Source organism: Aquimarina sp. MAR_2010_214, from assembly GCF_002846555.1.
Lineage (GTDB): Bacteria > Bacteroidota > Bacteroidia > Flavobacteriales > Flavobacteriaceae > Aquimarina.
The window spans coordinates 5,139,793-5,153,928 of the sequence record NZ_PJMS01000001.1; the positions used below are offsets into that span (position 1 = coordinate 5,139,793).

At 34.7% G+C, this 14,136-nt stretch carries 17 protein-coding genes; 15 read left to right on the plus strand and 2 right to left on the minus strand.

The genetic code is table 11. From position 1 onward, the window contains the following. Position 1 precedes the first annotated feature (1 nt). Positions 2–466, plus strand: a complete 465-nt coding sequence (locus ATE84_RS21985; protein ID WP_101447335.1) for a hypothetical protein — start codon at positions 2–4, stop codon at positions 464–466. A gap of 92 nt (positions 467–558) precedes the next feature. Here ATE84_RS21985 and ATE84_RS21990 read toward each other — a convergent pair whose 3' ends face one another. Further along, positions 559–906, minus strand: a complete 348-nt coding sequence (locus ATE84_RS21990; RefSeq protein ID WP_101447337.1) for a helix-turn-helix domain-containing protein — start codon at positions 904–906, stop codon at positions 559–561. 171 nt (positions 907–1,077) lie between these two features. Here ATE84_RS21990 and ATE84_RS21995 point away from each other — a divergent pair, with 171 nt between their 5' ends. From ATE84_RS21995 to ATE84_RS22020, 7 genes are all read left to right on the plus strand, one after another. Next, positions 1,078–2,625: a hypothetical protein gene (locus ATE84_RS21995; protein ID WP_101447339.1), complete on the plus strand. Its 1,548-nt coding sequence runs from the start codon at positions 1,078–1,080 to the stop codon at positions 2,623–2,625. Between the two features lie 74 nt (positions 2,626–2,699). Beyond that, positions 2,700–3,617, plus strand: coding sequence for a tyrosine-type recombinase/integrase (locus ATE84_RS22000; RefSeq protein ID WP_101447349.1), 918 nt, complete (start codon positions 2,700–2,702; stop codon positions 3,615–3,617). Beyond that, positions 3,614–4,504 (plus strand): tyrosine-type recombinase/integrase, encoded by an 891-nt coding sequence (locus ATE84_RS22005; RefSeq protein ID WP_101447343.1) that lies wholly within the window; start codon positions 3,614–3,616, stop codon positions 4,502–4,504. The genes ATE84_RS22000 and ATE84_RS22005 overlap by 4 nt, the downstream gene beginning before the upstream one ends. 18 nt (positions 4,505–4,522) lie before the next feature. Further along, positions 4,523–4,675 (plus strand): hypothetical protein, encoded by a 153-nt coding sequence (locus ATE84_RS26345; RefSeq protein ID WP_158237205.1) that lies wholly within the window; start codon positions 4,523–4,525, stop codon positions 4,673–4,675. 490 nt (positions 4,676–5,165) lie between these two features. Beyond that, positions 5,166–5,354 (plus strand): hypothetical protein, encoded by a 189-nt coding sequence (locus ATE84_RS22010; RefSeq protein WP_143273594.1) that lies wholly within the window; start codon positions 5,166–5,168, stop codon positions 5,352–5,354. A 334-nt stretch (positions 5,355–5,688) separates the two neighbouring features. Continuing rightward, the gene (locus tag ATE84_RS22015; RefSeq protein ID WP_101447347.1) at positions 5,689–6,717 is read left to right on the plus strand and encodes an RHS repeat domain-containing protein; all 1,029 of its coding nucleotides are present in this window, start codon (positions 5,689–5,691) and stop codon (positions 6,715–6,717) included. A 1-nt stretch (position 6,718) separates the two neighbouring features. After that, positions 6,719–7,183, plus strand: coding sequence for a hypothetical protein (locus ATE84_RS22020; RefSeq protein ID WP_101447335.1), 465 nt, complete (start codon positions 6,719–6,721; stop codon positions 7,181–7,183). A gap of 92 nt (positions 7,184–7,275) precedes the next feature. Here the strand turns inward: ATE84_RS22020 and ATE84_RS22025 are convergent, their stop codons facing one another. Then, entirely contained in the window at positions 7,276–7,623 is a 348-nt protein-coding gene (locus ATE84_RS22025; RefSeq protein WP_101447337.1) for a helix-turn-helix domain-containing protein, read from the minus strand. Positions 7,624–7,794: 171 nt separating this feature from the next. On the opposite strand from ATE84_RS22025, the gene ATE84_RS22030 reads away from it, so the two are divergent. The 7 genes from ATE84_RS22030 to ATE84_RS22055 all read left to right on the plus strand — a co-directional run bounded on the left by ATE84_RS22030 (position 7,795) and on the right by ATE84_RS22055 (position 13,997). Continuing rightward, positions 7,795–9,342: a hypothetical protein gene (locus tag ATE84_RS22030; protein ID WP_101447339.1), complete on the plus strand. Its 1,548-nt coding sequence runs from the start codon at positions 7,795–7,797 to the stop codon at positions 9,340–9,342. A 74-nt stretch (positions 9,343–9,416) separates the two neighbouring features. Then, on the plus strand, positions 9,417–10,334 hold the full coding sequence (locus tag ATE84_RS22035) for a tyrosine-type recombinase/integrase (protein ID WP_101447349.1): 918 nt from the start codon (positions 9,417–9,419) through the stop codon (positions 10,332–10,334). Then, on the plus strand, positions 10,331–11,221 hold the full coding sequence (locus tag ATE84_RS22040; RefSeq protein WP_101447343.1) for a tyrosine-type recombinase/integrase: 891 nt from the start codon (positions 10,331–10,333) through the stop codon (positions 11,219–11,221). The genes ATE84_RS22035 and ATE84_RS22040 overlap by 4 nt, the downstream gene beginning before the upstream one ends. 18 nt (positions 11,222–11,239) lie before the next feature. Beyond that, the gene (locus ATE84_RS26350; RefSeq protein ID WP_158237205.1) at positions 11,240–11,392 is read left to right on the plus strand and encodes a hypothetical protein; all 153 of its coding nucleotides are present in this window, start codon (positions 11,240–11,242) and stop codon (positions 11,390–11,392) included. Positions 11,393–11,882: 490 nt separating this feature from the next. Next, positions 11,883–12,071 carry a hypothetical protein gene (locus ATE84_RS22045; RefSeq protein ID WP_143273594.1) on the plus strand — a complete coding sequence of 63 codons (189 nt, stop codon included), beginning with the start codon at positions 11,883–11,885 and terminating at the stop codon, positions 12,069–12,071. A 334-nt stretch (positions 12,072–12,405) separates the two neighbouring features. Continuing rightward, positions 12,406–13,536: an RHS repeat-associated core domain-containing protein gene (locus ATE84_RS22050; RefSeq protein WP_101450002.1), complete on the plus strand. Its 1,131-nt coding sequence runs from the start codon at positions 12,406–12,408 to the stop codon at positions 13,534–13,536. Between the two features lie 23 nt (positions 13,537–13,559). After that, positions 13,560–13,997: a hypothetical protein gene (locus ATE84_RS22055; RefSeq protein ID WP_101450003.1), complete on the plus strand. Its 438-nt coding sequence runs from the start codon at positions 13,560–13,562 to the stop codon at positions 13,995–13,997. Positions 13,998–14,136 lie beyond the last annotated feature (139 nt).

A 14,136-nucleotide genomic window follows, 5' to 3' on the forward strand; every position in this document is an offset into this window, starting at 1 on the left:
AATGATGAAGAATATTGTAAAAATGATTTGCTTGTTATTTGTATTAAGTGGTACATCTAATGCTCAGGATAGTGATATTAACTTATCAAATAATTTAAAAAAAGATATTGCTGAATTTTTAATATCTAAGGATGTTTTAAAAGAGACAGAAGATATAACAAGGTATTTTAAAACCATCTATATCACCAATTTAAATAATAATGATTTTAAAATTGATGAAGAAATAGGTGTATATGCTGTTGGAGCTTCTATAAGTCATACACCAACTTTTTTATTGTTACAAAATAAAAATCAATATGATATCTATGAAATAAACAACCTTAAATCACTTCTAAATAAAGTATTAGAATTATTAGAGAAAAAAGAAGATTTAGAGGATCAAACTATTGTTAATTATATCAATAATATATTTAAAGCATACAATAATAATCTAGCAAAATCACAACAAGGTTTTGTGATTAAATAAAAACGGATGCTCTACGAATGTCTCTGACTTCGTAACGGTAAGAGTAAAATAAATGATAAGAAACAGTCATCTAGAAATAGGTGGCTGTTTTTTTATTGTGCTAGTTTTTGAGTAAGGTCTGCTTTAAGTACAAATGCAGATAGAAAATCTTTTACGGTCTCTTTTTGTTTATCAGAAAGGTTCTGTGCTTTATTAAAAAGACTTAGTAAATCTTGGTCGTCAATAGTTGTTTGTGCCTTATTCTCTCCATGAACTAATCGATCTAATGACACTTCTAATATATCAGCCATCCTATTGGCAACTTCTAGAGAAGGTATAGAAATATTACGCTCATACTTAGAAAGGTTCGTTACATGTACTCCTACCTTTTTGGCAAAAGCTTCTTGTGAAAACCCTTTTTGACTTCTTAACTCTTTAAGATTATTACTAAAACTATCCATAGTCTAAACACTAGTTAAAAGCACTATATATACTTATAATGCTGTACAAATCTACAAATCATATAGCGAATAATATCTATGACATGTAAAAAACATATCGAAAAGGATTAGTTAAATAAATCAAATTCGCTATGTTTGTAATCGAAAACGATTAGTAAAAACTTTTCAACAATGTTAGACACCACCAACCCACATAACTACAGTTACATCACAAAACAGTTAGAAATCCACATTCTAGGAGGTATTAAGTTTAATAATCTAGAACGTATGCGAGTTACACTAAGCATACAGAAACCAGAAAATCACAATGTGTTGCGTCATAGTATTGATTTATATAATGATAATACAATAGAGAGATTAGTTAGAAAAGTGGCAGAACGTATAGAAATAGGTACATCAATAGTGAGGCAGTGCCTCCAAGAGCTTACCGCAGCACTAGAGCAATACCGTATCGATCAGATTAATAAAGAGCAAGAAGTTCCTGTACTTAAATCATTATCTAATAAAGAACTGCAAGCCGCAGAAACCTTTTTGCGAAACAAAGACTTACTAAAAAACACCAATGAACTCATCGGTAAATCTGGTGTGATTGGTGAAGAAACTAACCGATTATTAATGTACCTGATCTTTACGAGCCGTAAAACATCAAATCCATTACATTGTATCAGTCTTGGTAGTTCGGGAGTTGGCAAAACACACCTGCAATCTAAAGTAGCAGAATTAATCCCTGATGAAGATAAAGTAGAAATCACAGTATTATCGGCAAATGCCTTTTACTATTTTAATAGAACAGAATTACAACACAAGTTAATCTTAATCGAGGATCTGGACGGAGCAGAAAGTGTACTCTACCCATTACGGGAGTTACAATCTAAAAAGAGGATTACCAAAACAGTAGTTCATAAAGACAAAAAAGGAACAACCAAAACTATACACCTTACTGTAGAAGGTCCTGTATCTGTTGCAGGATGTACTACTCAGGAATCTATTTATGAGGACAACAGCAACAGGAGTTTCCTGCTCTATATCGATGAATCTAGTGAGCAGGATAAAAAGATCATGCACTACCAGCGCGCCGAGTCGGCGGGACGAGTAAATAAACAAGAGGAGTTTATCGCAGCTAGGTTTTTACGAGATGTACAACGAATCTTAAAACCTATCAAAGTGATCAATCCATATGCAGAATACTTAGAGCTTCCCGAATCTGTATTTAAACCTAGAAGAACCAATAGCCACTATTTACAATTTATAGAAGCTGTTACTTTTTATTGCCAGTATCAAAGAGAGCGTAAATATGATAAGCAAACGGGCGAAGAATATATAGAAACTACCATCGAAGATATACAAGAAGCCAACGAAATTATCAAAGAGGTTTTACTACGTAAAAGTGATACCATAACAGGAGCGGTACGAAACCACCTAGAAAGGCTCAAAGCCTACTTAAAAGAAAATACTCAAACTACGTTTACCAATACTGAAATCCGAAGAAACCTACGGGTAAAAGAAACCACCCTACGCAGATACAATACACAATTACTGGAAGAAGGCTATATCAAACGGGTAAAGAAAGCTAAGACCAAAAGCTACTGTTTTGAGATTATAGATATCAATGAATATACAAACCTTAAAACCCAAATAGACAATGCATTAAATACTTGTCTGCATCGACTCGATACCGCCAGTTCGCCACCAAGTCGCCACCAAGTCGCCACACCCTAAATGGCGAGGTTAAAACAAAGAAAGCTAGTTAATTAACTACTTCTCGCCACTAAACCTTAAAAAACACATACCGTATGAAAAAATTAAAGCTACAAAACGATAGCTATAAGATACTATTGTCTGATTTTAAGGACTGGTTAGATATCTTAGGCTATAATGAAAAAGCAGTGTATTACACTCCCATCTTTATACAGGAGTTCTTCTATTGGTTAGAAAACCATGATATCCAACGTTTAGAACAAATTACTATCGATACTGTAAAAGCCTATTATAAATATTTAGGAGAACGCAGTAACCAACGTACAAGTGGAGGACTAAGCAAAGCCTATCTGAACAAACATCAAAATGCCCTTAGAAAGTTCAGGGAATACCTAAAAAAACATGGAGCCAGAACCTTTAAAATACATCTTCGCTTAGAAAAGAAAGAAAGTGCCATAAAAGATATCCTTACCCAGTCAGAGGTCAAACAACTCTTTGAAGTGACCAGTTACAGTAGTAAGTATCAGCGTACCCGATTAAGAGATAGAGCAATCCTTGTTATATTATACAGTTGTGGTTTACGCAGAAAAGAAGCCGTTAGCCTTGATATTGGTGATATCCTTTTTGATGCAGGACGTGTGTTTGTTAGACAAGGTAAAAACTATAAAGAACGTTACGTACCCATCAACAAACACAACTTACGAATCTTAGAAGATTATATCTACGAAGCACGCCCCATGTATAACGGTAGTCATGGTACAGAAGCTTTACTTATCAATAAATATGGTAACCGTATGCACGGTCAGGGTATGAGCAGAAGGTTACAGCATTTATTAACCCTTGTAGATGATCAAACCCTAAAGGAAAAACATATTACTCCACATTGTCTTAGGCATAGTATTGCAACCCATCTATTGCAACAAGGTATGCGTATAGAAGACATACAACAGTTCTTGGGGCATAGTTCTTTAAAATCAACACAGATATACACACATTTACTCGAATTATTATGAAAGATTATTATACCTATTTAGAAGAATTACAGCATAGTGAGCAAACCATAAAAACCAACCTTTACAATATTAATAAACTGAAACAGTGGTGCAGATCAAAACGTACCAAACCAGAAAATCTAACCTACAAACAAGTACTTAACTATATCAACCACCTAAAAACTACGAATCAACCCCAAACCATCAATAGACATATTTGGGCAATCAAACATTATTGTACCTATCTGATAGAACAAGGGTATCGAACAGATAATATTGCAGATGATCTTAAAGTAAGAGGAGAACGTAAAAAGGTCTTCCACAACTTGCTTACTAGTGATGAACTCGAAGACCTGTTTTACAGTTATGAAACCGATAAGATATGGAAGGGTAATTTTTATTACAAAGCCACTGCAAAACGTAATAAAATGGTAGTAGGATTATTGGTCTACCAAGGAGTATTAAGCAATAACTTTAAATCGTTAGAAGTTGAGCATGTAGACTTACGCAAAGGAACTATCTATATCCCAAGTACTCGACGTAATGCATGGAGAAAGTTAGCCTTAAAACCCTGGCAGATTATAGAACTCAAAGAATATATAGAAGAAATACGACCTATCCTGCAAGATCACATAGGTACAAATGATGAAAAGCTGTTCCCTCTAAATACTCCACAGTTCAATACCATTTTACACCCGATCTTAAAAAAGCTAAAAACCTATAATCAAAAGGTCACTAACAATACTCATATCAGAGCAAGTGTTATTGTAAACTGGTTAGGACAATACAATATCAGGAAAGTACAACAAATGGCAGGACATAGGCATATTAACTCTACAGAATCTTACAAACAAGATAATTTAGAGAGTCTGCATGAAGCTATAGACAAGTTCCATCCAATACATTAAACTACAAAATCCATCCTTATGAAAATAGAACTTATCATTACCGACAAAGAAGAATTAAGTTATTTACAAAGTTCCTTAGCCGTAGCGATACATGAGTTAAGTGCATCAGAAAAAAACCATGAAGATAGTATTTATTGGTTATCACAAATCTTGCTTTTATCTTACGAGTAGTATAATAACCAAGTGTCTCCTTACAGTCGAAATATTATTATGGGCGCAGCAAGAAAAATGCTTTGCCCATAAGCTGTTATAAGGTGTTCCTTCGTCACGCCACAAGCTATTTTTTGTTATTCCACAAGTGCAGAAAAAGCACTTGCTCCATACCGTTCCAACTTCCTCATCTTCGGTCGTCAGTTTACACTACAAACAAATAGCCTTGCTCTGTTCCTCTCTCACCCGTAGCTACTTTTTTGCTTAAAAACGATAAAGAACGCTATCGCTGAATACTAAATTAAGCAAAACCGCTACTTCATGGGCTACGCCGCTTGGTCGCAACCTAGCCGATTATTTATGTTGAAGTTAATATCTGATAAAGCTGAAAACATAAAAATCGTCTGGCACACAAAACCGTTACACTCCTTTTTGTGTGTCGGTTGCTCCTCTCCGCTAGGCTCTCGCCTTGTTCTGCGTACACGCAGTTATCTTCAATCGCCAGATGGCTATGATTAATCTTGAAGCTGAAGGTCAGCCGCAACAGCAGTTGCGCACTTCAGCTTCAAGATCAATCGTTCTTACTCAGACGGTAAACTATTTTAGTAAAAAGCGGAATGCGGTGGGTGATGTAGTAGGTCTTCCGCTTTTTATTAAAATACTAGCCAAATGGCGACTGAATGCCACGCAAAGAGCATAAAAACAGCCTAAAATGCCTCTAAACCCTTCCAAATCACGTCTACGACACGATTATATAGGTGTAATATTATAATATCTTCCGTAAAAATAGCTCGTTAGAAGTCAGATTTTTTAATGATAGCAGCTTGTGCGCGGCTATTTTACATAGTTGCGTTATAGGCCCTGACGGCAGGAAGAGCGACTATAACTACCAATTATGTAAAGATAGCTTTGACTATGCGGCTGGCATTAACAGTAAATTACTATTTTAGCTTAGCAGAGGGATAGATGACAGGTAGAACGTTCTTATTTTTTGCTCAATAGCAAGGTAACCGTGTAAAAAAAGGGTATACCGCTTGTTTTTTTACGTAACTGATTATACAGGTAATTACATCTATAAAAATGGTAATCTAGAGTTCTTTAACCATCCTGAAGGGTATGTAGAGAAAGAAGCAGATGGGTATAAATATGTATACCAGTTTAAAGACCATCTGGGGAATATTAGGTTATCCTATAAAGATGCTGACAAGAATGGCTCTATCTCTCAAAGTGAGATTATAGAAGAGAAGAATTATTATCCTTTCGGTATGACTCATTCTGGATATAATAGTATACTACGAGGAAGAAATCATAATTATGGTTTTGGTGGGAAAGAAGAACAATCAGAACTTAGTCTAGAATGGTTAGATTTCTCAGCAAGAAACTATGATTCTGCATTAGGTAGGTGGATGAACATTGATCCATTGGCAGAAGCCTACTATGAGTGGTCTCCATATAATTATTCATATAATAGTCCTTTGAAATTTACTGACCCTACTGGTATGGGACCAGAGGATTGGGTTGACAAAAATGGTAATCTTGTTTATGACCCAAGTTTAAATGATGGCAAAGGAGGTTTTACTGAACACGCTACGAATACCGATAAAAATATAGCGAGATCGCTAAGACAAACAGAAGAAGGAGAAGCTCAATTTCAAGAATTAGTAACTTCTGAAGCCCAAATACAAGTTGAGTTAGACTCAGACTCACCCATAAAGACAGATAAGAAAACTGGCAATGTTATTGCTGGAGAAACAAATAACAGCGAGGTTGAACAAGACTTAAAAACGGGAGATGTTAAAGTTTTAAAGTCAAAAATAGTTTTATTTGAAAAAACTATTGATGCAGTTGTAGATGCTACCGAAAACCAAACGGTCGAAGTTGGAGGAGAATCAATAAATGGTTTAAACTTTAGTGAGGTTTTAGGTTCCGTTTTTGGTCACGAAATTGAACATACTACAAATGAAAATGAAAAAACGGCTAGAACAAATGGTAATACAGAAACTAAGCCTGTGCAAATTCAAGTCAAGATAATACAACAATTAAAAAAGAATAAAAAGAATTAAAATGATGAAGAATATTGTAAAAATGATTTGCTTGTTATTTGTATTAAGTGGTACATCTAATGCTCAGGATAGTGATATTAACTTATCAAATAATTTAAAAAAAGATATTGCTGAATTTTTAATATCTAAGGATGTTTTAAAAGAGACAGAAGATATAACAAGGTATTTTAAAACCATCTATATCACCAATTTAAATAATAATGATTTTAAAATTGATGAAGAAATAGGTGTATATGCTGTTGGAGCTTCTATAAGTCATACACCAACTTTTTTATTGTTACAAAATAAAAATCAATATGATATCTATGAAATAAACAACCTTAAATCACTTCTAAATAAAGTATTAGAATTATTAGAGAAAAAAGAAGATTTAGAGGATCAAACTATTGTTAATTATATCAATAATATATTTAAAGCATACAATAATAATCTAGCAAAATCACAACAAGGTTTTGTGATTAAATAAAAACGGATGCTCTACGAATGTCTCTGACTTCGTAACGGTAAGAGTAAAATAAATGATAAGAAACAGTCATCTAGAAATAGGTGGCTGTTTTTTTATTGTGCTAGTTTTTGAGTAAGGTCTGCTTTAAGTACAAATGCAGATAGAAAATCTTTTACGGTCTCTTTTTGTTTATCAGAAAGGTTCTGTGCTTTATTAAAAAGACTTAGTAAATCTTGGTCGTCAATAGTTGTTTGTGCCTTATTCTCTCCATGAACTAATCGATCTAATGACACTTCTAATATATCAGCCATCCTATTGGCAACTTCTAGAGAAGGTATAGAAATATTACGCTCATACTTAGAAAGGTTCGTTACATGTACTCCTACCTTTTTGGCAAAAGCTTCTTGTGAAAACCCTTTTTGACTTCTTAACTCTTTAAGATTATTACTAAAACTATCCATAGTCTAAACACTAGTTAAAAGCACTATATATACTTATAATGCTGTACAAATCTACAAATCATATAGCGAATAATATCTATGACATGTAAAAAACATATCGAAAAGGATTAGTTAAATAAATCAAATTCGCTATGTTTGTAATCGAAAACGATTAGTAAAAACTTTTCAACAATGTTAGACACCACCAACCCACATAACTACAGTTACATCACAAAACAGTTAGAAATCCACATTCTAGGAGGTATTAAGTTTAATAATCTAGAACGTATGCGAGTTACACTAAGCATACAGAAACCAGAAAATCACAATGTGTTGCGTCATAGTATTGATTTATATAATGATAATACAATAGAGAGATTAGTTAGAAAAGTGGCAGAACGTATAGAAATAGGTACATCAATAGTGAGGCAGTGCCTCCAAGAGCTTACCGCAGCACTAGAGCAATACCGTATCGATCAGATTAATAAAGAGCAAGAAGTTCCTGTACTTAAATCATTATCTAATAAAGAACTGCAAGCCGCAGAAACCTTTTTGCGAAACAAAGACTTACTAAAAAACACCAATGAACTCATCGGTAAATCTGGTGTGATTGGTGAAGAAACTAACCGATTATTAATGTACCTGATCTTTACGAGCCGTAAAACATCAAATCCATTACATTGTATCAGTCTTGGTAGTTCGGGAGTTGGCAAAACACACCTGCAATCTAAAGTAGCAGAATTAATCCCTGATGAAGATAAAGTAGAAATCACAGTATTATCGGCAAATGCCTTTTACTATTTTAATAGAACAGAATTACAACACAAGTTAATCTTAATCGAGGATCTGGACGGAGCAGAAAGTGTACTCTACCCATTACGGGAGTTACAATCTAAAAAGAGGATTACCAAAACAGTAGTTCATAAAGACAAAAAAGGAACAACCAAAACTATACACCTTACTGTAGAAGGTCCTGTATCTGTTGCAGGATGTACTACTCAGGAATCTATTTATGAGGACAACAGCAACAGGAGTTTCCTGCTCTATATCGATGAATCTAGTGAGCAGGATAAAAAGATCATGCACTACCAGCGCGCCGAGTCGGCGGGACGAGTAAATAAACAAGAGGAGTTTATCGCAGCTAGGTTTTTACGAGATGTACAACGAATCTTAAAACCTATCAAAGTGATCAATCCATATGCAGAATACTTAGAGCTTCCCGAATCTGTATTTAAACCTAGAAGAACCAATAGCCACTATTTACAATTTATAGAAGCTGTTACTTTTTATTGCCAGTATCAAAGAGAGCGTAAATATGATAAGCAAACGGGCGAAGAATATATAGAAACTACCATCGAAGATATACAAGAAGCCAACGAAATTATCAAAGAGGTTTTACTACGTAAAAGTGATACCATAACAGGAGCGGTACGAAACCACCTAGAAAGGCTCAAAGCCTACTTAAAAGAAAATACTCAAACTACGTTTACCAATACTGAAATCCGAAGAAACCTACGGGTAAAAGAAACCACCCTACGCAGATACAATACACAATTACTGGAAGAAGGCTATATCAAACGGGTAAAGAAAGCTAAGACCAAAAGCTACTGTTTTGAGATTATAGATATCAATGAATATACAAACCTTAAAACCCAAATAGACAATGCATTAAATACTTGTCTGCATCGACTCGATACCGCCAGTTCGCCACCAAGTCGCCACCAAGTCGCCACACCCTAAATGGCGAGGTTAAAACAAAGAAAGCTAGTTAATTAACTACTTCTCGCCACTAAACCTTAAAAAACACATACCGTATGAAAAAATTAAAGCTACAAAACGATAGCTATAAGATACTATTGTCTGATTTTAAGGACTGGTTAGATATCTTAGGCTATAATGAAAAAGCAGTGTATTACACTCCCATCTTTATACAGGAGTTCTTCTATTGGTTAGAAAACCATGATATCCAACGTTTAGAACAAATTACTATCGATACTGTAAAAGCCTATTATAAATATTTAGGAGAACGCAGTAACCAACGTACAAGTGGAGGACTAAGCAAAGCCTATCTGAACAAACATCAAAATGCCCTTAGAAAGTTCAGGGAATACCTAAAAAAACATGGAGCCAGAACCTTTAAAATACATCTTCGCTTAGAAAAGAAAGAAAGTGCCATAAAAGATATCCTTACCCAGTCAGAGGTCAAACAACTCTTTGAAGTGACCAGTTACAGTAGTAAGTATCAGCGTACCCGATTAAGAGATAGAGCAATCCTTGTTATATTATACAGTTGTGGTTTACGCAGAAAAGAAGCCGTTAGCCTTGATATTGGTGATATCCTTTTTGATGCAGGACGTGTGTTTGTTAGACAAGGTAAAAACTATAAAGAACGTTACGTACCCATCAACAAACACAACTTACGAATCTTAGAAGATTATATCTACGAAGCACGCCCCATGTATAACGGTAGTCATGGTACAGAAGCTTTACTTATCAATAAATATGGTAACCGTATGCACGGTCAGGGTATGAGCAGAAGGTTACAGCATTTATTAACCCTTGTAGATGATCAAACCCTAAAGGAAAAACATATTACTCCACATTGTCTTAGGCATAGTATTGCAACCCATCTATTGCAACAAGGTATGCGTATAGAAGACATACAACAGTTCTTGGGGCATAGTTCTTTAAAATCAACACAGATATACACACATTTACTCGAATTATTATGAAAGATTATTATACCTATTTAGAAGAATTACAGCATAGTGAGCAAACCATAAAAACCAACCTTTACAATATTAATAAACTGAAACAGTGGTGCAGATCAAAACGTACCAAACCAGAAAATCTAACCTACAAACAAGTACTTAACTATATCAACCACCTAAAAACTACGAATCAACCCCAAACCATCAATAGACATATTTGGGCAATCAAACATTATTGTACCTATCTGATAGAACAAGGGTATCGAACAGATAATATTGCAGATGATCTTAAAGTAAGAGGAGAACGTAAAAAGGTCTTCCACAACTTGCTTACTAGTGATGAACTCGAAGACCTGTTTTACAGTTATGAAACCGATAAGATATGGAAGGGTAATTTTTATTACAAAGCCACTGCAAAACGTAATAAAATGGTAGTAGGATTATTGGTCTACCAAGGAGTATTAAGCAATAACTTTAAATCGTTAGAAGTTGAGCATGTAGACTTACGCAAAGGAACTATCTATATCCCAAGTACTCGACGTAATGCATGGAGAAAGTTAGCCTTAAAACCCTGGCAGATTATAGAACTCAAAGAATATATAGAAGAAATACGACCTATCCTGCAAGATCACATAGGTACAAATGATGAAAAGCTGTTCCCTCTAAATACTCCACAGTTCAATACCATTTTACACCCGATCTTAAAAAAGCTAAAAACCTATAATCAAAAGGTCACTAACAATACTCATATCAGAGCAAGTGTTATTGTAAACTGGTTAGGACAATACAATATCAGGAAAGTACAACAAATGGCAGGACATAGGCATATTAACTCTACAGAATCTTACAAACAAGATAATTTAGAGAGTCTGCATGAAGCTATAGACAAGTTCCATCCAATACATTAAACTACAAAATCCATCCTTATGAAAATAGAACTTATCATTACCGACAAAGAAGAATTAAGTTATTTACAAAGTTCCTTAGCCGTAGCGATACATGAGTTAAGTGCATCAGAAAAAAACCATGAAGATAGTATTTATTGGTTATCACAAATCTTGCTTTTATCTTACGAGTAGTATAATAACCAAGTGTCTCCTTACAGTCGAAATATTATTATGGGCGCAGCAAGAAAAATGCTTTGCCCATAAGCTGTTATAAGGTGTTCCTTCGTCACGCCACAAGCTATTTTTTGTTATTCCACAAGTGCAGAAAAAGCACTTGCTCCATACCGTTCCAACTTCCTCATCTTCGGTCGTCAGTTTACACTACAAACAAATAGCCTTGCTCTGTTCCTCTCTCACCCGTAGCTACTTTTTTGCTTAAAAACGATAAAGAACGCTATCGCTGAATACTAAATTAAGCAAAACCGCTACTTCATGGGCTACGCCGCTTGGTCGCAACCTAGCCGATTATTTATGTTGAAGTTAATATCTGATAAAGCTGAAAACATAAAAATCGTCTGGCACACAAAACCGTTACACTCCTTTTTGTGTGTCGGTTGCTCCTCTCCGCTAGGCTCTCGCCTTGTTCTGCGTACACGCAGTTATCTTCAATCGCCAGATGGCTATGATTAATCTTGAAGCTGAAGGTCAGCCGCAACAGCAGTTGCGCACTTCAGCTTCAAGATCAATCGTTCTTACTCAGACGGTAAACTATTTTAGTAAAAAGCGGAATGCGGTGGGTGATGTAGTAGGTCTTCCGCTTTTTATTAAAATACTAGCCAAATGGCGACTGAATGCCACGCAAAGAGCATAAAAACAGCCTAAAATGCCTCTAAACCCTTCCAAATCACGTCTACGACACGATTATATAGGTGTAATATTATAATATCTTCCGTAAAAATAGCTCGTTAGAAGTCAGATTTTTTAATGATAGCAGCTTGTGCGCGGCTATTTTACATAGTTGCGTTATAGGCCCTGACGGCAGGAAGAGCGACTATAACTACCAATTATGTAAAGATAGCTTTGACTATGCGGCTGGCATTAACAGTAAATTACTATTTTAGCTTAGCAGAGGGATAGATGACAGGTAGAACGTTCTTATTTTTTGCTCAATAGCAAGGTAACCGTGTAAAAAAAGGGTATACCGCTTGTTTTTTTACGTAACTGATTATACAGGGAATTACATCTATAAAAATGGTACTCTTGAGTTCTTTAACCATGCAGAAGGTTATGTAGAAAAAGAAGCAGATGGATATAAGTATGTATATCAGTTTAAAGATCATTTAGGGAATATTAGACTATCCTATAAAGATGCTGATAAGAATGGTTCTATAAGTACTTCCGAGATCGTACAGGAGAAGAATTATTATCCTTTTGGGCTGCAACATGAAGGTTACAATTTTGCTGTGAATGGCAGTAAACATAACTATGGATATAATGGTAAGGAAGAGCAAGACGAACTTGGTTTAGAGTGGTTAGACTTTGGAGCTAGAAACTATGATCCTGCTTTAGGTAGATGGATGAATACAGATCCGTTAGCAGAAAGTTTTATTTCAATTACTCCATATAATGCGATGGTTAATAATCCTCTAAGTTATATTGATCCAGATGGTAGGTTTTCTACAAATGTGACAAAAAATGAAGATGGTACTCACACAGTTGTTGAGGGAGGTGATGCAAATGATGGAGATAATAACATCTATGTAGTTGATGGAGATGGAAACCGCACAGGAGATGTAATAGGTGAATCATTAACTAGTCATTCCTTTTTTGATGAAAATGATAGTGCTGTAGTTGGTGCTGTTATAGATACTAATTCTTCTGAAGGCCAAGATTTTATTGATAATGAGATTATAGCTGATGATCCGGGATTAGTTGACTATATGGTAAATGCTACTGGAGGAGAAAAATTTGATTTGAAAGATAGAGGAATAGAAAAAGCTGTAGAAGGAGGTCAGACTCCTATACAACATAGATATAGAGGAAGTAAAGCTAGTAATGGAAAGATAGGCTCAGCTAGAGACTTTGGTAACGGAGCTGCTGGTATTGTTGCTGCAAGAAAAGGTTTGTCTTGGAGTATGACAAGAGTAGGGTTTGATGGACTAGAAACGTTTCAAAACAGAAGTGCTTCTTGGTTAGTTGCTCCATATGCTATCGGAGAAGGAACTCCAAGTGTTTTAGCTCAAAAATTAGGTTTTCAAATAGGTAAAGCATTAAATGCTAGTGAAGGAATTAGATTACCTTCTAATCGTACCGTACAAAGATTTGGAGAATATTAATTACAAATATTAAAATATTAAAAATGAAGTTGTTTTTAACATCATTACTAATAGTGTTATTTTTTACTAGTTGCAAGAAAGATACTTATCATATTTATTCATTAGATAAAGAAAATTGTATAACAGTAAAAGATATTGGTAAGATAAGATATATAATAGACGGGAAGCATTCTTCAGTTCCTAATGATAATTATATAAAATTAGATATAAGTGGTATTGCTTCAATGGGAGATGGTTTAGCAGGCTGTTGGAATAATGAGAATTTTAAATGGGATATTGTTAATGATAAATCTATAATTATAGAAAACAAATTAGATCCTACAAAATTTAGATTTTCTAATAAACTACCTGTAGATGATCGAGGTATACCAACACAGAAGAAATACAGAAATGATAATTGCTTTACATTTGACTTTCTTAGAGGTGAATTACTTCCAGATAAAGGAGCAATCATAGAATAATTCCCCCGCTTTCCGAAGAGTGATTAAATAAAAACGAATGCTTCGCAAAGCCTCCTGACTTGACGTGATGCTTAAAGCAGTATATTAATATTATAAATCCACAGCAGCAATGTTGTGGATTTTTTGTTTTATAAAGTAT